Raw genomic sequence first — 19,584 nt, 5'->3', positions numbered from 1 at the left:
CAGAGGGCCGGGCGACGGGTCAGTGCGGTCCGCGCGGGTCGTGCGGCTTGGGGTGGTCGCCGTCGTCGTCGGGCCGGCCGGGTGGCGGAGCGGGCTCGGTGGCCGTGTCCGCCGGGGTGGCGGCGTCGACCGGCCCGGGGGCCGTCGCGCCGGCGGCGTGCGCACCGGCGGGTTGGTCGGCCCGGTCGGTCGGGGGTTCGACCAGCCACTCCGGGTTGCTGTGCCGGCGCCACCACTGCCAGGCCACGATCCCGCCGCCGATCGCCAGCGCACCGGCCACGGCGAGGCCGGTGGCCAGGCCGTTGCACCGCTTCCTCCGGGCGTTGCGGGCGGCGAGGTGGCTGATCTCGGCCGAGGTGACGTTGCCGTGCAGCGCGGTCAGCGCGGCGGCGCCCCGGGTCTGGGCCTCCTGGGCGACCGGGGTGACGGCGGCGCGGGCCTCCTCGACGGCCTGGACGACCCTGGGACCGACCGTGGAGCGGGCCTGGTCGGCTGCGCGGGCGGCGGAGAGCCGGGCCGCCAGGGCGGCCTCCTGGGCGCGGTGGAAGGCCTTCAGGACGTGCTGCTGGGTTTCGGGGGGCAGGCTGGCGAAGGCGTGACCGAACTGCGGGGCGATGTGCCGGTCGTACTGGACGCGGAGGCTCTGGGCGGCCTGGGCGGCTTTCGGCCCGAGGGTGTCCAGGGCCGGGCCCAGGTGCTGCTTGGCGGCGTCCGCGAGGTGCGCGGCGGTGTCCCGGGTCTTGGTGGCCGTCTCACGAGCCGAGTCCGAAAAGGTCACGAGTCTCTCCTCCTGGGTGGCGTCCTTTATGCACATATCCACCTGAATGCTGATCATGCATGCTGATTTGTCCACCGGCATGTCGGAGTGGGCCGTACGCGGACTGTGGGAGCGGCCGGGGAGAAGGCCCGATGTCGGATCCGCCGCAGTAGGCTGGCGATTCCGGCGGTCCCGTACGGGAGGGGAAGAACCTGATGCTGACCGGCTGCTACCGGCACCCGCAGACGGCCACCGGCGTCTCCTGCACCCGCTGTGAGCGGGCGATCTGCCCGCAGTGCATGGTGGCCGCCTCGGTGGGCTTCCAGTGCCCGGAGTGCGTCGGCGGCGGGCACGCCGGGACGCGGCGGGCGACCACCCGGTTCGGCGGGGCGATCGCCCAGGACGGCGGGCTGGTCACCAGGGTGCTGATCGGCATCAACGTGGTGGTCTTCGTGCTGGCCGCCTACGTGCTCACGCCGCGGCTGGGCCAGGTCTGGGAGCTGTACAGCGTCGGGCGGGCCGTCCTGGGCGGTCCGGACGGCGTCGCCGACGGCCCCGCCCAGTGGTACCGGCTGCTGACCTCGGTGTTCCTGCACCTGCAGTGGTGGCACATCGGGATGAACATGCTGGTCCTGTACTGGCTTGGCCCCACGCTGGAGGCGGCGCTCGGCCGGCTGCGGTTCCTGGCCCTCTACCTGCTCTCCGGCCTGGGGGGCAGCGCCCTGGCCTTCCTGATCGACGGCAACTCGCTGCGGTCGGTGGGGGCCTCGGGCGCCATCTTCGGGCTGATCGGCGCCACGGTGGTGATGCAGCTGCGGAACCGGGGCCCGCTCGCTCCGGTGATGGCGTTCCTGGTCTTCAACCTGGTCGTCACCTTCTCGCGGACGGACATCGACTGGCGGGCGCACATCGGCGGCCTGGTGGTGGGCGCGCTGACGGCGGCCGGCCTGATGTACGCCCCGCGCGAGCGCCGTGGCCTGGTCCAGGGACTGGCGTTGGCGGGGTCGCTGGCCGTGGTGGCGGCGATGCTGATGATCGGGATGGCCCGCTACGGCGCGTGACGCCGCGGGTGTTTGTCCACAGCGGGTGCGGGGTTGTGCACAGGCTGTGTGCCGCCCGGGGTGTGGACTGCTGTTCTACGCGTGTCCTGCTGTGCGGTTTTCCCATTCTCGGGAAGTTGTGCACAGCCGTGGAAAGCCTGCGGTCGAAAAGTTATCCACAGGCTGGGGAGACTTTTCCCCAGTGTGGATAACCATGTGGATAAGCGTGACCATCTGATGATGGGGATAACCGACCGGTTTCCCGCCCGTGTCCGGGCATGCCTGACCGCCGCCCGGCACCAGTGGCCCGAAGCGGCGGAGGTGGCTCGATCGGAGCCTCAGGAGGAGCGGGAAGCTACTTCCACTGGGTGGAGACGCCGAACCCCGCGGCGATGAACCCGAAACCGACCAGGATGTTCCAGTTCCGCCAGCCCTCGACCGGGTAGCTGCCGCTGGTCACGTAATAGGTGACGATCCAGACCAGGCCGATCAGGAACAGCGCCAGCATCAACGGTGCGACCCAACTACGGCCCGAACTGATCTTCACCGTGGCCGTGGTCGGCGGGGTGTAGTCGGACTTCTTGCGGAGTCGAGACTTCGGCACGAGGAGCTCTCCTGTCGATGCGCTGTGAGACCGCGCAGAGGTGCAGCGGGGGTCGGTCTGCCGGCGACGGGCGGTGCGGAACGCACGGGACCGTTCCCGCACGCGCCACCGGCGTCCGTTAGCGTAGTGGCTCGGTGGGTCTTAAGGAGATAAGGGTACGGTGCCTAATTTGTCGATTCCCCCTCGGCCGACCACTACCCGCCGCTCCGGCACCCGAATTGTCGGGCGTGCCCTGACCTGTGCGGTCTTCGCGCTCGCCGGACTGCTGTTCTACATCAGCGCGCAGACCGCCCGCGGCACCGACCTGCGGACCGACAACTCGCTGCTGAGCCTCGGCGACGTGATACGCCAGCGCAGCTCGCAGAACCAGCAGGCCCAGGCCCAGCTGGCCGACCTCCAGGCCCGCGCGCAGGAGCTCACCGGGCAGCAGGGCGGCAACCCCGCCGACGCCGCCCGGCTGGACGACCTGCGGCTCGGCGCGGCCCTGGAGCCGCTGCAGGGCGGCGGCCTGACCGTCACCCTCAACGACGCCCCGCCGAACGCCACCGCCCGCATCCCGGGCGTCCCCGAGCCGGGCGTCAACGACCTGGTCATCCACCAGCAGGACATCCAGGCCGTGGTCAACGCGCTGTGGCGGGGCGGAGCCGAAGGGGTGCAGGTGATGGACCAGCGGCTGATCTCCACCAGCGCCGTCCGCTGCGTCGGCAACACCCTGCTGTTGCAGGGCCGGGTCTACTCGCCGCCGTACGTGGTCCGGGCGGTCGGCCGCACCGATGCGCTGAAGGCCGCCGTGGACGGCGACCCGACGATCCGCAACTACCTCCAGTACGTCCAGGCGTACGGGCTCGGCTGGAAGGTCCAGGAGAGCGGTGACCTGACCCTCCCCGGATACTCCGGGACCACCGAGCTGCGGTCGGCGGGCGGGCAGCAGTAGCGGACCGGCCTCGCGGTCGTTGATCCCGGGTCTACTCTTGACCCCAGTCCGCTACGTCGAGGGAGCACCATGTACGGCTGGATCTGGCGTCACCTCCCGGGAAACACCCTGGTCCGCGCCGTCGTCTCGCTGCTCCTCATCGCGGGGATCGTCTATCTCCTCTTCACCTACGTCTTCCCGTGGGCGGAACCGTTGCTCCCCTTCGGTGACGTCACAGTGGACGGCGGCGAAGGTGCCGCGGCCGGCTGAACCGGCGGCCCTGCTCCTCCACCCTGCCGACCCCGCCCCGCATCCCACGGAGACCACGCGAGAATGACCACCCAGCCGACCGCGCCCCGCATCCTGGTCGTGGACAACTACGACAGCTTCGTCTTCAACCTGGTCCAGTACCTGTACCAGCTCGGTGCCACCTGCGAGGTGGTGCGCAACGACGAGGTGACCGTCGAACACGCCGTCCGCCGGTCCGGCGGCGAGGACGACCAGGGCTTCGACGGGGTGCTGCTCTCCCCCGGGCCCGGGGCGCCGGAGGAGGCCGGGGTCTGCATCGGGATGGTGCACCACTGCGCGGGGATCGGGCTGCCGGTGTTCGGCGTCTGCCTGGGCCTGCAGTCGATCGCGGTCGCGTACGGCGCGGTGGTCGACCGGGCACCGGAACTGCTGCATGGCAAGACCTCGCCGGTCGAGCACGAGGACGGCGGGGTGTTCGAGGGGCTGCCCTCGCCGCTGACCGCCACCCGGTACCACTCGCTGGCGGTCGAGCCGGCCACCGTGCCGGACGAGCTGGTGGTCACCGCGCGCACCGACAGCGGCGTGATCATGGGTCTGCGGCACCGCGAACTGCCCGTCGAGGGCGTGCAGTTCCACCCCGAGTCGGTGCTCACCGAGGGCGGCCACCGGATGCTCGCCAACTGGCTGGCGGAGTGCGGCTACCCGCAGGCCGTGGACCGGTCGGCCGGGCTCGCCCCGGTGATCGGCCGGGGCTGAGCGGCGTGACCGCGCTGCGTCCGGAGGGGCGATACCAGTCGGCGGCGGGCCCGGGGGACGGACAGCCGTACGGCGGCGCGCAGCACGGCGACGGCGCGTACGGCGGCGGTCCGTACGGCGGCGGTCCGTACGGCGACGGGCAGCACCACGGCGCCGCGGCGGCGTACCCGCAGCCGTACCCGGCGCAGCCCGGACAGGGCGCCGCCGAGGAGGCCTGGGGCGTGTACGAGCAGGCCGAGCAGCCCGCCGCGTCCGGACCCGAGTACCCGTGGCTGCCCGACCAGACGCTCCAGCTGCGCCTGCCCCTCGACATCGGCGGGCCGACCGCGGAACCGGCCCCGCCCACCGGCGGCCGGGCCGAGCGCCGCAGGGCCGCCCAGGGCCGGACCTCCGTGCGCGCCGGCGTCGGTCGGCGCCGGGCGAGCGGCCGGGGCGCCGGGGCGAAGGCGCGGCCCAAGGAGTCCGCGGTCGTGGTGGCCGCGCGGCTCGTCGGGGAGCTGTGCATCACGCTCGGCGTGGTGATGCTGCTCTTCGTCTCGTACCAGCTCTGGTGGACCAATGTGCAGGCCGACGCGGCCGCCGACGGCGCCCGCAACCGGCTGGAGCAGCAGTTCGACGCGGCCCTGGCGCCGCCGAAGCCCGGGCAGCCGGCTCCGGACCCGGCCAAGCCGGAGTCGTTCGAGCCCGGCAAGGGCTTCGCCATCATCTACCTGCCCAAGCTGGGGCTGAAGTTCCCGATCGCCGAGGGCACCTCCAAGCCGGCGGTGCTCGACAAGGGCCTGGTCGGCCACTACACCGGCACCGGGATGCCGGCCGACAAGGCGGGCAACTTCGCGCTGGCCGCGCACCGCAACACCCACGGCGAGCCGTTCCGGTACATCAACCAGCTCGGCAAGGGCGACAAGATCGTGGTGGAGACCGCCACCTCGTACTACACCTACGAGGTCACCAGCAGCATCCCGGAGACCTCCCCCAACAACGTGAGCGTGATCAAGCCTGTCCCCAACGGCGCCGGTTACGCGGGCGCCGGCCGGTACATCACGCTGACCACCTGCACCCCGGAGTTCACCTCCAAGTTCCGCCTCATCGTCTTTGGCAAGATGACCGAGGAACGGCCGCGCAGCCAAGGCAAGCCGGCCGCGATCACGGGCGGGTGACCGCCCGGGCACCCGGCACGAAGGGGGAGCACCGGAGATGACGGACGAGACCGCGCAGTCGGCCGAGCCGCGGGAGGAGGCCTTCCCGCCGCCCGAGACCGGCCCCGCGCCCGCCCGGCGCGGCCGCAGCCGGGCGCTGGCCGCACTCGGCGTCTTCGGCGAGCTGCTGATCACCCTGGGACTGGTGCTCGGCCTGTTCGTGGCCTACTCGCTGTGGTGGACCAACGTCGAGGCGGACCGCTCGGCGGCCGCGGCCTCCGACCGGCTGCGCGACACCTGGGCCGCGAGCCCGACCGGCACCCCCTCGGCGCCCCCCGGCGGGACGCCCGCCCCCGCCGCGCCGTTCGCGGCCGGGGACGCGGTCGGCTTCCTGCACGTCCCGGCGATGGGCCGGGACTACCAGGTGCTGATCCGGATGGGCACCGACAGCGACACCCTGGCCGAGGGCGTGGCGGGGGTGTACGAGCAGCCCTACCGCGCCGCGATGCCCTGGGACCAGGCCGGAAACTTCGCGCTGGCCGCCCACCGGGACGGCCACGGAGCCAAGTTCCACGACCTGGACGCGGTGCACCGGGGCGCCGCGGTCGTCGTCGAGACCAAGGACAAGTGGTACGTCTACCGGGTCGACAGCACCCTGCCGGAGACGTCCAAGTACGACACCGGCATCGTCGCGCCCGTCCCGGTCGGCTCCGGCTACACCGGACCCGGCCGGTACATCACGCTGACCACCTGCACGCCGGTGTACACCTCGCGCTACCGGATGGCGGTCTGGGGGAGCCTGGTGCGGGTGGACGACGTGGACGCCAAGCGCACCCCGCCGCCGGAGCTGCGCCAGCCCTGAGCCCGTCGGCCGCTGCTGCGGCCCGGCCCTTACGGCCCGGCACTGAGAACGCCCTGCACCGAGAACGCCCGAGGGCCCGTCGCAACCGCTGCGACGGGCCCTCGGGCGTACGGCCGGACAACTCCCACCAAGCCTCAGATCCAGGGGAACCAGGGCTTAGTTGTTGCTCCCCCCTTTGGTGTTGGAGGGTGAGGGGGAGAGGGGGTCACCCCCTTTGGGCGGATCGGCCGGCTTCGTGATGAGCATCACCTGGGTGTTCGGGTCCAGCTGGGTGCCGGCGGGCGGGTTGGTGCTCACGACGATGGCGTTCGGGTCCGACGGACCGGACACCACCGTGTAGAGCAGCCCGACCTTGCCCAGCTGCGAGATGGCGTCCGACAGCTTGACGTTCTGCAGCGGCGGGACCTGGGGCTTGTCCTGCATCTTGAAGATCGTCAGCGTGATCTTCGTGTTGGCCGGGACCTTGGTGTTGGCCTGGACCGACTGCGCGGCGACGGTGTTCGCCTTGCTCTGGTCGGTGGTCTGCACCGTCTTCGAGGTGTCGACCTGGAAGCCCAGGCCCTCCAGCTGGGCCTGCGCCACCTCCTTCTGCGCGCCGGCCACGTTCGGCACGGTCACCTTCGACTTGCCCTGCGAGACGGTCAGCTTGACCGGGGCGGTCGGGTCGCCGGCGGTGCCCGCCGCCGGGTCCTGGGCGGTGACGTTCTCCTGCGGAGCGGTGTCGTCGTCCTTGTACTCGGTGGTGACGTTGGTGAAGCCGGCGTCGCCGAGCGCCTTGGTCGCCTGGTCCTTGGTCTTGCCGACCACGTTCGGCAGGGGGGCCTTGGCCGGGCCGGAGGAGAGCTGCACGGTGATGGTGCTGTTCTCCGCGACCTGGCCGCCGACGGCCGGGTTCTGGGTGCAGACCTGGTCCTTCTTGATGTTGGCGTCCGGGCAGGCGAGCTTGTCGCCCTCGGCCACCACGAGCTTGGGACCGGCCGCGGCCGCGGCCGTCTTGGCGTCCGCCAGGCTCTTGCCGACCAGGTTCGGCACGGCGACCTTCGGGGTCTCCGTGGTGCCGCCGCCGTTGCCGTTGAACATGGCCTGGGCCACGAAGAAGGTGCCGACCAGGACCAGCACGGCGGCGACCGCCAGCACGATCCAGGAGGTGTTGCTCTTCTTCGGCGGCTGCTCGCCGCGCCGGCCGCCGTCCCGGCCGTAGCCGTCGTCGTGGCCGCCGCCCGCCGGGCCGTCGGCGTAGGCCTGGCCGTAGCCGTCGTCCTGGTAGCCGCCCTGCGGGCCGTAGCCGGGCTGGCCGCCGGCCTGCGGCAGGACGGTGGTCGGGCCGCCGCCGGGCTGCTGCGGCAGCACGTTGGTCTGGCCGTACGGGTCGTGCTGCTGCGGGTAGCCGTTCTGGTCGTAGCCGTACCCGGCGCCCATGCCGTACGCCGCGGCCTGCTGGGCGGCGGCCACCGGCAGGCCGTCGAGGAAGCGCTCGATGTCGTCGCGCATCTCGTCGGCGCTCTGGTAGCGGTAGTCGCGCTCCTTGGCGAGCGCCTTCAGCACGATCGCGTCGATCTCGGGGCGGACCTCGGGGTCGAAGACGGACGGCGGCTGCGCCTCCTCCCGGACGTGCTGGTAGGCCACCGCGACCGGTGAGTCGCCGACGAACGGCGGGCGCACGGTCAGCAGTTCGTACAGCAGGCAGCCGGTGGAGTAGAGGTCGGAGCGGGCGTCGACCTGCTCGCCCTTGGCCTGCTCGGGGGAGAGGTACTGGGCGGTGCCGATGACGGCCGAGGTCTGGGTCATGGTCATCCCGGCGTCGCCCATCGCACGGGCGATGCCGAAGTCCATGACCTTGACGTTGCCCTGCCGGGTCAGCATCACGTTGGCCGGCTTGATGTCACGGTGCACGATGCCGGCGCGGTGCGAGTACTCCAGCGCCTGCAGGATGCCGATGGTCATCTCCAGCGCGCGCTCGGGCAGCAGCCGTCGGCCGGAGTGCAGCAGCTCGCGCAGGGTGGACCCCTCGACGTACTCCATCACGATGTACGGGATGGAGATGTTGTCGATGTAGTCCTCGCCGGTGTCGTACACGGCGACGATCGCGGGGTGGTTCAGGGACGCCGCGGACTGCGCCTCGCGGCGGAAGCGGGCCTGGAACGACGGATCCCGGGCCATGTCGGCCCGGAGCGTCTTCACTGCGACGGAACGGCCGAGCCGGGTGTCATGGGCGAGGTACACCTCGGCCATGCCGCCGCGTCCGAGGACGCCGCCGAGCTCGTACCTGCCGCCTAGGCGACGAGGCTCTTCCATAGTTCCGACCCTCTCCCTCACCTGCCGGCGAGGTTGTGACGTAGGTGTCCCCGCACGCTCAGGGTGACGCCGAGCGGGTCTCGACCGGTTCTCCGGCCGGGCCGTGCGCCGTCTCGCGGGCGGCAACGGGCACACCCGCTGCTGGCGGATACGCTACCGGTCGCACCGCATCGGACCGGAGTCGGCCGTCGGCCGATATCAGACCGGTATCCGGACGGGGGTGTCGATCGTGACTTTCCACTCACGGCCGGGCCTCCTCCTCACTTGCCGAGGACGGCCTGCATCACCGCCTTGGCGATCGGGGCGGCCAGCCGGCCGCCGCTGATGCCGTCGCGGTTGTTGGAGCCGTCCTCGACCACGACCGCGACCGCCACCGACTGGCCGTCGGTGGTCTTGGCCCACGAGGTGAACCAGGCGAACGGCAGCCCGGCGTTGTCCTCGCCGTGCTGCGCGGTACCGGTCTTGCCGCCGACCTGGAGGCCGGGGATCTTGGCGCTCTTGCCGGTGCCGTTCTCCACCACCGAGACCATCAGGTCCTGCATCTTCTGCGCGGTGGCCGGGCTCATCGGCTGGGAGAACTGCTTCTCGGTGTGCTTGGAGATGGTGGTCAGCGAGGCCGAGCGCTCCTGGTCGACCAGGTACGGCTGCATCAGGCTGCCGTTGTTGGCGATCGCGGCGGACACCATGGCCATCTGCAGCGGGGTGGCGCGGGTGTCGTGCTGGCCGATCGAGTCCTGCGCGGTGCCGTCCAGGCTCGCGCTGCTCGGGAAGATGCTCTTCTCGGAACGGACCGGGGTGTCGATGGTGCTGTTGAAGCCGAACTTCTCGGCCTGCGCCCGCATCTTGTCCTTGCCGAGGTCCGCGCCCATCTTGGCGTAGACCGTGTTGCAGGACTGGTCCATCCCCGACTTGACCGTGGCGTTCCCGCACTTCTCGAGCGGCGACTCGTTGTTGAGCACCGTCTGGGTGCCCGGCAGGGTGTACGGGTCCGGCGTCGCAGTCTGGTCGTCGATGTTCTGGTACAGGCCGTTCTCGAACGCGGCGGTCGCGGTGACCAGCTTGAACGTGGAGCCGGGCGGATAGGTCTCCTTCAGCGCCCGGTTGAGCATCGGCTTGTTGGGGTCGGCGTTGAGGTCCGTCCAGGCCTTGGAGTCGCCGCTCTCGCTGCCGGCGATGGTGCCCGGGTCGTAGGACGGGGTGGAGACCAGCGCCAGGATCGCGCCGGTCTTCGGGTCGATCGCGACGGCGGCGCCCTTCTTGTCCCCGAGGCCGTCCCAGGCGGCCTTCTGGGCCTTGGCGTTGATCGTGGTGACGACGTCGCCGCCGCGCTGCTGCTCGCCGGTCAGCATGTCCAGGGTGTTGCGGAAGAACAGCCGGTCGTCGGTGCCGGAGAGGATGCCGTCCTCCAGGTTCTCCAGCTGGCTGGAGCCGAAGACCTGGGAGGAGTAGCCGGTGACCGGGGCGTACATCGGGCCGTCGACCCAGGAGCGCTTGTACTTGTAGCGCAGGCCGTTGACGAAGTCGGACTTCGTGACCGGCTGGCCGCCGACGATGATGTTGCCGCGCGGGTGGGCGTACCGGTCGTACTGCTGGCGCTTGTTGTTCTTGTTGGTGGCCCAGGCGTCGGCCTGGACGCCCTGCACCCAGTTGGTGCGCACCATCAGGGCCAGGATCAGGACGAGGCAGAAGATCGAGACCCGGCGGATCGGCTTGTTCATCGGACGGGTCCTCCCTGGCCCTCGGTGGCCGGAGTCGCTTCGACCCCGGGTCGGCGGGCGCTGTCGCTGATCTTCAGCAGGATCGCGACCAGCGCCCAGTTGGCGACCACGGACGACCCGCCCTGGGCGAGGAACGGCATGGTCATACCGGTGAGCGGGATCAGCCCGGTGACGCCGCCGGCCACGACGAAGACCTGCAGCGCCATCGCCGACGAGAGCCCGACGGCGAACAGCTTGCCGAACGGGTCGCGGGCGGCGAGGGCGGTGCGCAGTCCGCGCTGCACCAGCAGGGCGTACAGCAGGAAGATCGCCATCAGGCCGGTCAGCCCGAGCTCCTCGCCGAACGAGCCCAGGATGAAGTCGCTCTTCGCGGCGAAGTTGATCAGCCAGGAGCGGCCCTGGCCGAGGCCCGAGCCCGTTACCCCGCCGGAGCCGAGCGCCATCAGGGACTGGCCGATCTGCTCGGTGGCGCCCTTCGGCGGGTGTGCTCCGAAGGCGGCCATCGGGTCGAGCCAGGCGTCGATGCGGACCTTGACGTGGCTGGTGGTCATCGCGACCGCGACCGCGCCGCCGATCGACATCAGCAGGCCGAACAGGATCCAGCTGGTCCGCTCGGTGGCCACGTAGAGCATCACCACGAACAGGCCGAAGAACAGGAAGGACGTGCCGAGGTCGTTCTCGAAGACCAGGATCAGCAGGCTGAGCAGCCAGATCACGACGATCGGGCCGAGGTCGCGCCCGCGCGGCAGGTACAGGCCCATGAAGCGGCGGCTGGCCAGGGCGAGGGCGTCGCGTTTGACCATCAGGTAGCCGGCGAAGAACACCGTCAGGATGATCTTGGCGAACTCGCCGGGTTGGATGGAGAAGCCGCCCATCCGGATCCAGATCTTGGCGCCGAAGTCCTCCGCCCGGGCCGGGAAGAAGGCCGGCGCGGCGAGCAGGACCAGCGCCGCCACCATCGAGATGTAGGTGTAGCGCTGGAGCACCCGGTGGTCCTTCAGGAACACCATCACGCCGATGAACAGCCCGATCCCGAGGGCCGACCACATCAGCTGGTTGCGGGCCGCCGGGAAGTTGGCGCTGAGCAGCTTGCCGGCCTTGTCGAGCCGCCAGATCATCACCACGCCGAGACCGTTCAGCAGGGTGGCGATCGGCAGCATCAACGGGTCCGCGTACGGCGCGAAGCGGCGCACCAGCAGGTGCGCGACCAGCGCCAGCGCGCCCATGCCGAGCCCGTAGCCGACCATTCCGCTCGGCAGCGCGGAGTCCATCGCGAGGCCCACGTTGGCGTACGCGAGGATCGGCAGCACGACGGCGAAGGCCAGCAGGGCCAGCTCGGTGTTGCGCCGGTTCGGCGCGCCCTGGAGGGAGATGGTGGTGTTGGCCCGGCGCCGGGAGGCGGCGCGGTCGGTGGCCGTCCGGCGCCTGCCGGCCCGGCCGGTGTCGTCGCTCAGGTCGTAGGTGCTCACGTGGTGACCGCTCCCTGACGGCCGGCTGCCCCGCTCGGGGCGGGCCTATGTCGGATCACGGAGGTCACTGCTTCGGGCAGGAGTCGGCCCGGCTGCGCTCCTCCTCGGTCAGCCCGGAGAGGTCGCCCGACGGGCCGGTGTTCGGCGCGGCGGCGTTCGGCGCCGGTGCGGTCGGGCTCGGGGCCGTCGGGGTCGGGGTGGCCGGGGTCGGAGTGGTGGGGGCCACCGGGGGGCGGGTCTTCTCGCCCGGGGTGGGCGTGACGGCCAGGAACGCGGCGTGGGTGGCCTGCGCCGCCTGGGTGCCCTGGGCGCCCGGGTTGGTCCGGGCGTCGGCGACCTTCTTGCAGAGCTTGACCCAGCCGTCGAGCTCCTGGACGGTCGCGGTGGCGGCGCCCAGGCTGTCGGCCGAGATGGTCTTGTTCAGGTGCTCGGCCTGGTCCTGCGGCAGGTACTTGAGCTCGACGTCCTTGTACGCGGTGTGCACCGAGGACAGGCTCAGGCCGGCCAGGTTCTGGTTGATGCCCTGGTAGACCGCGACGTGGTCGCCCTGCTTGGCGACGTAGTACTGGTCCTGGGTCCACTGGTAGCCGAAGAACCCGGCGCCGCCGAGCAGGCCGAGGGTGACCAGGACGGCCACCGAGACGGTGAGGCCCTTGCGCTTGCGCTTCGCGGGCGGCTCCTCGTCGAACTCCTCGGCGCCGTACACCGAGGGCTCGCCGGAGCCGTAGCCGTACTCGCCCTCGTAGCCCTCTGCGGGGCCGAAGCCGCCCTGGGCGGCGCCGTAGCCGGCGTCGTAGCCCTCGGCCGGGCCGAAGGCGCCCTGCGGGGTGCGGCCGAGGCCGGCGGCGCGGCCGGCCGGGGTGTCGGCGATCGAGCGGTCCGCGGCGGCCGAGGACGGCGGGGTGTCGGCGACCGCGCCGACCACCACCGGGACGTCGTTGTACTGGCCGCTCGTGGTGTCCGTGGCACCGACGTCGATGACGTCCGCCACGATGCAGGTGATGTTGTCCGGACCGCCGCCGCGCAGCGCGAGCTGGATCAGCTCCTGCACGGTCTGCTCGGGCGAGTAGTAGCTGCCGAGGGTGTCCTGGAGGGTCTGGTGGCTGACCGGGCCGGAGAGGCCGTCGGAGCAGATCAGGTAGCGGTCGCCGGCGCGGACCTCGCGGATCGACAGGTCGGGCTCGACCTGGCCGCGGCCGTCGAGCGCCCGCATCAGCAGCGAGCGCTGCGGGTGGGTCTCGGCCTCCTCCGGCGTGATCCGGCCCTCGTCGACCAGGCGCTGCACCCAGGTGTGGTCCTGGGTGATCTGCACCAGCGAGCCGTCGCGCAGCAGGTAGGCGCGGGAGTCGCCGACGTGCACCATGCCCATCCGCTGGCCGGTCCAGAGCATCGCGGTCAGTGTGCAGCCCATGCCCTCCAGCTGCGGGTCCTCCTCGACCATCTGCCGGAGCCGGTCGTTGGCGCCCTGGACGGCGTCGCCCAGCAGGGTCAGCAGGTCGGCGCCCGGCACGTCCTCGTCCAGTCGGACGATCGAGCCGAGCACCTCGGAGGACGCGACCTCGCCGGCCGCGGCGCCGCCCATGCCGTCGGCCACGGCCAGCAGCCGCGGCCCGGCGTAGCCGGAGTCCTCGTTCCCCTCCCGGATCAGTCCCTTGTGGGAGCCGGCGGCGAAGCGCAGCACCAGGGTCATGCGACCTGTGCCCCCCTCTGGGTCATGGACGGGATGCTGTCCCTCATGCGCTACTACTTCCGCAGTTCGATGACGGTCCTGCCGATACGGATCGGCATGCCCGGCTGGAGCGGAGTGGGCGCGGTCAGGCGCTGCCGGTCCAGATAGGTGCCGTTGGTGGAGCCTAGATCCTCGACCGTCCACTGCCCAGTCTGATCCGGATAGATCCTGGCATGCCGGGAGGACGCGTAGTCGTCGTCCAGCACGATGGTGGAGTCGTGCGCGCGGCCCAGGGTGATGGTCTGGCCCTGGAGCGCGACGGTGGTCCCGGCCAGCGAGCCCTGCACCACCACGAGCTGGGTCGGGGCGCCGCGGCGGCGGCCGCCGCCCTGGGTCTGGCCCGCCGCGGGGCCTGCGGCCGGGGCCTGCGCGGTGCGCCCGGCGGCCGGAGCGGCGGCGGCGCCGCCCGGAGCGGCGTTGGCGCCGCGACGGGAGGAGCGGGGGTTCACCTTGGTCCCGAACAGGTCGCTGCGGATCACCTGGATCGCGACGATGACGAACAGCCACAGCACGGCCAGGAAGCCCAGCCGCATGACCGTGAGGGTCAGTTCTGACATGGCCGGCCCGCCTGTCGGTGAGCGAGGCGCGCGAACAACTCGGACACTACCCTTCGACCTGTCGGTAGACGATGGTGGTGGAGCCCACGACGATGCGGGAGCCGTCGCGGAGCGTAGCGCGCTGGGTGTGCTGTCCGTCCACCACGATGCCGTTGGTGGATCCCAGGTCGAGGACCATCGAAGGGGTGCCGGGGCGGATCTCGGCGTGCTTGCGGGAGACCCCGGGGTCGTCGATCCGCACGTCCGCCTCGGTCGAGCGGCCGAGCACGCAGGCCGCGCCGGTGATCTGGTGGCGGGCGCCGTTCACCTCGATCCAGCGGCGGAGCGAGGCGCCGTGGCCGGCGCCGGGGAAGGCGCGGACGTTGCCGCCGGACGTCGCGGGCGGGCCCTGGGGCATCGCCGGGGGCGCGGCCGGCGGCGGGGGCGCGCCGTACTGGCCGGCGCCGGTCTGCTGCCACGGTGCGCCGGGGGCCGGGGCGGCCGGCTGGCGGTCGTATCCGGGCTGCTGCTGCTGCGGGGCGTACTGCTGGGGCTCCTCGGCCGCCAGGGTGCGGCTGCGCACCCGGTACAGGCCGGTGTCCAGATCGTCGGCCTTCTCCAGGTTCACCTGGAGCGGGCCCATGAAGCTGTACCGCTGGGCCTCCGCGTACTCGCGGACCATGCCGGCCAGCTCGGCGCCCAGCTGCCCGGAGTAGGGGCTGAGCCGCTCGTGGTCGTGCGGGCTCAGCTCGACGATGAAGTCGTTCGGCACGACGGTGCGGTCGCGGTTCCAGATGCTCGCGTTGTTGTCGCACTCGCGCTGCAGCGCACCGGCGATCTCCACGGGCTGGACCTCGGACTTGAACACCTTGGCGAAGGTGCCGTTGACGAGACCCTCAAGTCGCTGTTCGAACTTCTTCAGCACTCCCATGGGACACCCCCTTCCAGGGTTCGTTCGCCTGCCTGCCGACCGGATCCCGCCGGGAGTCGGTCGTGCCTACTTGCGGTACTTCCGTACTGATCGTATCCACGCCGGGCCCTTCCGTACGGTTCCCGGACAGCGTGGTGCCCGGGGGTGGGCTCGGACACACAGGGTGACGCATACCGGGTACGGCACGCCAGGTGTGCCCGCCCGGGTGGGCTCCCGTCACTCGCTCGCCCGTTCGTCGTGCATCCGTTCGGATGCGCTTCGTCCCGCCGAAGAACGGATTCGGAGCGGCCCCCCGGGTCGTGCTACTGTTTTCCACGTCGGAAGGGCCGCCCACCAGGGAGGCCGGTCCAAGGAAACGCGAAGACCACATGGTACCGAGCGGTTCGGAAGATCGGTCGGCAACGAAGACGACACCCATGCGCGGGTGGCGGAATAGGCAGACGCGCTGGATTCAGGTTCCAGTGCCCGAAAGGGCGTGGGGGTTCAACTCCCCCCTCGCGCACAGCGAAGCCCCGCAGATCTACGGATCTGCGGGGCTTTCTCGTTGTCCCGGTCAGGAACGGGTGGCGGGCAGCTCGGCGCGGACCTCGAAGCCGCCGTCCTGGGTGGGGCCGGCGCTGAGCGAGCCGCCCAGCAGCTGTGCGCGCTCGCGCAGGCCGACCAGGCCGTGGCCGCCGCCCGGCAGGATCTCGTCCGGGTGGACCGGGGGCGCGTCGTTGCGCACCTCGACCCGCAGCCGGCGCCCCTTCGCCCGGACCTTCACGTGCACCGCCGCCTCCGGGGCGTACTTGGTGATGTTGGTGAGCGCCTCCTGGACGGTGCGGTAGGCGGCCCGCTCGACCGCCTCCGGCCACGGGCGGTCACCGGGGTTCAGTTCGGTGTCGGCGGCCAGCCCGCTCTCCGCGATCAGCCGGGGCAGGTCGGCCAGCCGGGGCTGCGGGGCGAGCGGGGCGTCCGGGCGCGGGCCGGCGGTGCTGCGCAGCACCCCGACCATCTGGCGCAGCTCGTCGAGGGTGCGGACGGCCAGTTCGCGGATGGTGCGGGCGGTGGTCGCGGCGGCCGGGTCGGCGGTGCTCACCTGGAGCGCGCCGGCCTGGATGCTGATCAGGCTGACCTGGTGCGAGACCACGTCGTGCATCTCCCGGGCGAGCCGGCCGCGCTCGCTGATCAGCACCCGTTCGGCGAGCAGCCGGCTCTCCCGCTCCTGGCCGCGGGTCAGCTCGTCGAGCCGGGCGGCCAGCTCCCGCCGGGTGCGGGCGAGCAGCCCGGTGGCGGCCGGGCCGGCGGCCAGCATCACCGACTGGATGGCGTAGAGCGCGGTGTCCCGGCTGAGTCCGAGGGTCTGCTCGGACAGCGGCCAGTGGAAGAACTCGACCAGCGTGAACAGGGTCGCGCAGGGGATGACGATCCGCGGGCGGGGGCGTTCGGCGGCCACCGTGTAGACGGCGGTGATCGGGGCCAGCCAGATGTCGTCGACGTAGCTGCCGGGCATGGTGAGCAGCAGCGCCGCCACCGGGAAGCGGCGGCGCCAGAGCAGGGCGACGGCGGCCAGCGTGGAGAGCGCGATCTGCCACCACGGGGAGTTCCGGGCCACCAGGGCGGCGTCCAGGAGGGAGTAGAGGGCGGGCAGCAGCAGCATCAGCCAGGGGGCGGTGCACCAGGCCGGGAGCCGTCTGGACGGCAGCTGTTCGGTGGCCGTCATGCCCCGTCGCCGGGTTTCGGCCGGACCAGCCCGGCCCGGTGGGCGAGCACCGCCGCCTGGACCCGGTTGGCCGCGCCGAGCTTGCCGAGGATCGCGCTGATGTGGTCCTTGACGGTGCCGGTGCCGAGGAAGAGCCGGTCGGCGATCTCGGCGTTGGACAGTCCCTCGCCGAGCAGGGCCAGCACGTCGAGCTCCCGGCCGGTGAGGGTGCGGGCGAGCGAGGTGGCCTCGGCGTCCGGGCCGCCGCCGTCCACGTAGCCGCCGATCACGGTGCGGGTGACGGTCGGGGACAGGATGTTGCCGCCGGCCGCGAGCACCCGGACGGCGTGGACCAGCTGCTCGGGGGCGGTGTCCTTGAGCAGGAAGCCGGAGGCGCCGGCCCGCAGCGCGGTGCCGATGTACTCGTCGCTGTCGAAGGTGGTGAGCATCGCCACGGCGGGCGGGTCCGGCAGGGCGCGCAGCCGGCGCAGCACCGAGATGCCGTCGAGGTCCGGCATCCGGATGTCGAGGAGCACCACGTGCGGGCGCAGGCGCTGGACGTGCTCCTCGGCCTGGCCGCCGGAGCAGTCGCCGACGACCTCCAGGTCGGGGGCGGAGCCGACGATGAGGCCCAGGCCGGAGCGGACCAGGATCTCGTCGTCCACGATCAGCACGCGGGTGTCGGTGATGGTGCCTCCTCGGTTCTGGCGGCCGGGGTCGGGCGGTCCGCGCGGGTCGTTTCGAGGGTAGGGGTAGCCGGGGTGGGGCGCCGAACGGATGGCGGTCCTTACCCCCGCCACATGGCGGGGGTGGGAATCCGCTACCCGGTTCACGCAATTCTCAGGCCGGGTGGGGAACCATGGAGTTGGCTGCCCTTTGTCGGCCTGCTCCATTCAGTGGGCGCCCGGTCGAGGTGAGGGCCGCCGGTCAGTCCGTCGGGCCCCTGCGGGCACCCGTCGCCGGGCCGTGTGCGGATGCGCCCCACCATCTGATCGTTTGGAATTGAGCTGTGTCGTCCACTGTGAAGTCGGAGCCTTCCGCCACGTCCACCGGGCCCCGGCCCGTCGGCGTGCTCGACCGCTGGCGCCCGCGGGCCGCCGCCGTCTCCGTGTGGTACCTCCGGCTGCTGGCGCTGCTGAACGTGGCGACGGTGCTGCTGGTGCCGTGGGGGAACCAGGTCAACGAGCACAACGAGGGTGAGTACTTCACCCCGTACCTGATGACCTCGGGTCTGGCCAGCGCGGTGCTGGCGGTCTTCCTGGCCATCGCGATGCGGCGGCGCAAGCGGGCCGCCTGGATCTTCAACGCGGCCCTGGCCAGCATGTTCGCGGTGCTGTACCTGCTGGCCATGGTGATGCCCGGCGAGCGGTTCAAGGCCCACCCGCTCAACTACATCTCCACCGTGCTGACCTGCCTGTTCGTCCTGGCGCTGGTCATCGGGCGGAAGGACTTCACGTCCAAGGGCGACCGCTCCAACCCGAAGACTGCGGCGGCCACCTTCGTCGGCGGGCTGCTGTTCGGCGGGGTCGTCGGCGCGCTGCTGGTCTGGGCGACCAACGGGCTCGGCGGCGCGGGCTTCTGGGACCTCTTCCGCTACTCCGTCGGCCGGATGATCACGATCAACCCCTCGGAGCACCTGCGCTCGGTGATCTCCTCGCCGACCTGGGTCAACGCGGCGATCAACGCGATGGGCGCGGTGCTCTTCCTGCTGGTGCTCTACGTGGCCTTCCGCAGCCCGCGCGGCAAGGAGCTGCTGAACCCCGAGGACGAGGCGAAGCTGCGCTCGCTGCTGGACAAGCAGGGCGAGCGGGACTCGCTCGGCTACTTCGCGCTGCGCCGGGACAAGGCGGTGATCTTCTCCCCCAGCGGCAAGGCGGCGGTGACCTACCGGGTGATCGGCGGGGTCTCGCTGGCCTCGGGCGACCCGATCGGCGACCCGGAGGCCTGGCCGGGCGCGATCGACTCCTGGCTGGCCGAGGCCCGCGAGCACGCCTGGGCGCCGGCCGTGATGGGCGCCTCCGAGGAGGCCGGGGTGATCTACGCCCGGCACGGGCTGGACGCGCTGGAGCTGGGCGACGAGGCGATCGTCGAGCTGGACGAGTTCTCGCTGGACGGCCGGGCGATGCGGGTGGTCCGCCAGGCGTACAACCGGGTCAAGCGGGCCGGGTACACGACGCGGATCCGCCGGCACGAGGACATCCCCGAGTGCGAGATGGCCGAACTGGTGGCCAAGGCCGACCAGTGGCGCGACGGGGCGACCGAGCGCGGCTTCTCGATGGCGCTCGGACGGCTCGGCGACCCGGGCGACGGCCGCTGCGTGATGCTGGAGTGCCACGACGGCGACGGCGAGCTCAAGGCGCTGCTGAGCTTCGTCCCGTGGGGCCCGGACGGGCTCTCGCTGGACCTGATGCGCCGGGCCCGGGACACCGAGAACGGCCTGATGGAGTTCATGGTCATCGAGCTGCTGCAGCGTGCCGAGGAAGTCGGGCTGAAGCGGGTGTCGCTGAACTTCGCGATGTTCCGTTCGGTCTTCGAGCGCGGTTCGCGGCTCGGCGCCGGCCCGGTGCTGCGGTTGTGGCGTTCCGTCCTGGGCTTCTTCTCGCGCTGGTGGCAGATCGAGTCGCTGTACCGCGCGAACGCCAAGTACCGGCCGATCTGGGAGCCCCGCTACCTGCTGTTCGAGAAGAGCAGCGAGATCCCGCGGATCGGCATCGCCAGCGCGCGGGCCGAGGGCTTCATCGTCGCGCCGAGCCTGCCCGCCCTGTTCCGCCGCCGGCACTCCGGGGCCGCCGTGGTGGCGCCCCGGCTCCCGGTCGCGGCGCGGGACGGGAAGGGGTAGCCCTCCGCCGGGGGGCGGAGGGGACCGGGCGGTCGGATAGGGGGTGAGGTCAGGGATATCCCTCCCCCC

At 71.8% G+C, this 19,584-nt stretch carries 17 protein-coding genes and 1 tRNA gene; 8 read left to right on the top strand and 10 right to left on the bottom strand.

What is annotated here, in order from left to right; all coding sequences use genetic code 11:
• Positions 1–19 precede the first annotated feature (19 nt).
• Positions 20–778 carry a DUF5324 family protein gene (locus tag A6F73_RS16165; protein WP_063348453.1) on the bottom strand — a complete coding sequence of 253 codons (759 nt, stop codon included), beginning with the start codon at positions 776–778 and terminating at the stop codon, positions 20–22.
• A 194-nt stretch (positions 779–972) separates the two neighbouring features.
• Between A6F73_RS16165 and A6F73_RS16160 the strand changes: the two genes are divergently transcribed.
• Positions 973–1,818, top strand: a complete 846-nt coding sequence (locus tag A6F73_RS16160) for a rhomboid family intramembrane serine protease (protein ID WP_063348452.1) — start codon at positions 973–975, stop codon at positions 1,816–1,818.
• A 334-nt stretch (positions 1,819–2,152) separates the two neighbouring features.
• Here the strand turns inward: A6F73_RS16160 and crgA are convergent, their stop codons facing one another.
• Positions 2,153–2,401, bottom strand: a complete 249-nt coding sequence (gene crgA / locus A6F73_RS16155; RefSeq protein WP_063348451.1) for a cell division protein CrgA — start codon at positions 2,399–2,401, stop codon at positions 2,153–2,155.
• Positions 2,402–2,576: 175 nt separating this feature from the next.
• Here crgA and A6F73_RS16150 point away from each other — a divergent pair, with 175 nt between their 5' ends.
• From A6F73_RS16150 to A6F73_RS16130, 5 genes are all read left to right on the top strand, one after another.
• Positions 2,577–3,335, top strand: coding sequence for a DUF881 domain-containing protein (locus A6F73_RS16150; RefSeq protein ID WP_063351254.1), 759 nt, complete (start codon positions 2,577–2,579; stop codon positions 3,333–3,335).
• A gap of 69 nt (positions 3,336–3,404) precedes the next feature.
• Positions 3,405–3,584: a hypothetical protein gene (locus A6F73_RS16145; protein WP_063348450.1), complete on the top strand. Its 180-nt coding sequence runs from the start codon at positions 3,405–3,407 to the stop codon at positions 3,582–3,584.
• 63 nt (positions 3,585–3,647) lie between these two features.
• Positions 3,648–4,319, top strand: a complete 672-nt coding sequence (locus A6F73_RS16140) for an aminodeoxychorismate/anthranilate synthase component II (protein WP_063348449.1) — start codon at positions 3,648–3,650, stop codon at positions 4,317–4,319.
• Between the two features lie 5 nt (positions 4,320–4,324).
• A complete protein-coding gene (locus A6F73_RS16135) occupies positions 4,325–5,476 on the top strand; it encodes a class E sortase (RefSeq protein WP_244293407.1) in 1,152 nt (383 codons plus the stop codon).
• 37 nt (positions 5,477–5,513) lie between these two features.
• Positions 5,514–6,317, top strand: coding sequence for a class E sortase (locus tag A6F73_RS16130; protein ID WP_063348448.1), 804 nt, complete (start codon positions 5,514–5,516; stop codon positions 6,315–6,317).
• 156 nt (positions 6,318–6,473) lie between these two features.
• Here the strand turns inward: A6F73_RS16130 and pknB are convergent, their stop codons facing one another.
• The 6 genes from pknB to A6F73_RS16100 all read right to left on the bottom strand — a co-directional run bounded on the left by pknB (position 6,474) and on the right by A6F73_RS16100 (position 14,995).
• Positions 6,474–8,612, bottom strand: a complete 2,139-nt coding sequence (gene pknB, locus A6F73_RS16125; protein WP_063348447.1) for a Stk1 family PASTA domain-containing Ser/Thr kinase — start codon at positions 8,610–8,612, stop codon at positions 6,474–6,476.
• 260 nt (positions 8,613–8,872) lie between these two features.
• Complete coding sequence (locus tag A6F73_RS16120) at positions 8,873–10,330, bottom strand: penicillin-binding transpeptidase domain-containing protein (RefSeq protein WP_063348446.1); 1,458 nt, start codon at positions 10,328–10,330, stop codon at positions 8,873–8,875.
• On the bottom strand, positions 10,327–11,703 hold the full coding sequence (locus A6F73_RS16115; protein WP_063351252.1) for an FtsW/RodA/SpoVE family cell cycle protein: 1,377 nt from the start codon (positions 11,701–11,703) through the stop codon (positions 10,327–10,329). Before A6F73_RS16115 ends, A6F73_RS16120 begins: the two co-directional genes overlap by 4 nt.
• Positions 11,704–11,863: 160 nt before the next feature.
• Positions 11,864–13,489 carry a protein phosphatase 2C domain-containing protein gene (locus A6F73_RS16110; protein WP_063348445.1) on the bottom strand — a complete coding sequence of 542 codons (1,626 nt, stop codon included), beginning with the start codon at positions 13,487–13,489 and terminating at the stop codon, positions 11,864–11,866.
• Positions 13,490–13,542: 53 nt separating this feature from the next.
• Positions 13,543–14,085: an FHA domain-containing protein gene (locus tag A6F73_RS16105; RefSeq protein ID WP_063348444.1), complete on the bottom strand. Its 543-nt coding sequence runs from the start codon at positions 14,083–14,085 to the stop codon at positions 13,543–13,545.
• 46 nt (positions 14,086–14,131) lie between these two features.
• Complete coding sequence (locus tag A6F73_RS16100) at positions 14,132–14,995, bottom strand: DUF3662 and FHA domain-containing protein (protein ID WP_063348443.1); 864 nt, start codon at positions 14,993–14,995, stop codon at positions 14,132–14,134.
• A 418-nt stretch (positions 14,996–15,413) separates the two neighbouring features.
• On the opposite strand from A6F73_RS16100, the gene A6F73_RS16095 reads away from it, so the two are divergent.
• Positions 15,414–15,497, top strand: a tRNA-Leu gene (locus A6F73_RS16095).
• Positions 15,498–15,548: 51 nt separating this feature from the next.
• On the opposite strand, the gene A6F73_RS16090 is transcribed toward A6F73_RS16095, so the two are convergent.
• On the bottom strand, positions 15,549–16,697 hold the full coding sequence (locus A6F73_RS16090; RefSeq protein WP_063348442.1) for a histidine kinase: 1,149 nt from the start codon (positions 16,695–16,697) through the stop codon (positions 15,549–15,551).
• Complete coding sequence (locus A6F73_RS16085; RefSeq protein ID WP_244293637.1) at positions 16,694–17,344, bottom strand: response regulator transcription factor; 651 nt, start codon at positions 17,342–17,344, stop codon at positions 16,694–16,696. Before A6F73_RS16085 ends, A6F73_RS16090 begins: the two co-directional genes overlap by 4 nt.
• Positions 17,345–17,745: 401 nt before the next feature.
• Here A6F73_RS16085 and A6F73_RS16080 point away from each other — a divergent pair, with 401 nt between their 5' ends.
• The gene (locus tag A6F73_RS16080) at positions 17,746–19,515 is read left to right on the top strand and encodes a phosphatidylglycerol lysyltransferase domain-containing protein (RefSeq protein WP_063351250.1); all 1,770 of its coding nucleotides are present in this window, start codon (positions 17,746–17,748) and stop codon (positions 19,513–19,515) included.
• Positions 19,516–19,584 lie beyond the last annotated feature (69 nt).

This window comes from Streptomyces sp. MJM8645 (assembly GCF_001625365.1).
In the GTDB taxonomy this organism is placed as follows: Bacteria; Actinomycetota; Actinomycetes; order Streptomycetales; family Streptomycetaceae; genus Kitasatospora.
The sequence above is the reverse complement of the archived record's forward strand: the minus strand, read 5'-3'. Positions and strand labels throughout refer to the sequence as shown.

Excerpts from the sequence above, each read along its gene's own strand:
- A6F73_RS16160 (WP_063348452.1), top strand. The coding sequence starts at position 973 with ATGCTGACCGGCTGCTACCGGCACCCGCAGACGGCCACCGGCGTCTCC.
- A6F73_RS16120 (WP_063348446.1), bottom strand. The coding sequence starts at position 10,330 with ATGAACAAGCCGATCCGCCGGGTCTCGATCTTCTGCCTCGTCCTGATC.
- A6F73_RS16130 (WP_063348448.1), top strand. The coding sequence starts at position 5,514 with ATGACGGACGAGACCGCGCAGTCGGCCGAGCCGCGGGAGGAGGCCTTC.
- A6F73_RS16105 (WP_063348444.1), bottom strand. The coding sequence starts at position 14,085 with ATGTCAGAACTGACCCTCACGGTCATGCGGCTGGGCTTCCTGGCCGTG.
- pknB (WP_063348447.1), bottom strand. The coding sequence starts at position 8,612 with ATGGAAGAGCCTCGTCGCCTAGGCGGCAGGTACGAGCTCGGCGGCGTC.
- A6F73_RS16090 (WP_063348442.1), bottom strand. The coding sequence starts at position 16,697 with ATGACGGCCACCGAACAGCTGCCGTCCAGACGGCTCCCGGCCTGGTGC.
- A6F73_RS16100 (WP_063348443.1), bottom strand. The coding sequence starts at position 14,995 with ATGGGAGTGCTGAAGAAGTTCGAACAGCGACTTGAGGGTCTCGTCAAC.
- A6F73_RS16145 (WP_063348450.1), top strand. The coding sequence starts at position 3,405 with ATGTACGGCTGGATCTGGCGTCACCTCCCGGGAAACACCCTGGTCCGC.
- A6F73_RS16110 (WP_063348445.1), bottom strand. The coding sequence starts at position 13,489 with ATGACCCTGGTGCTGCGCTTCGCCGCCGGCTCCCACAAGGGACTGATC.
- A6F73_RS16140 (WP_063348449.1), top strand. The coding sequence starts at position 3,648 with ATGACCACCCAGCCGACCGCGCCCCGCATCCTGGTCGTGGACAACTAC.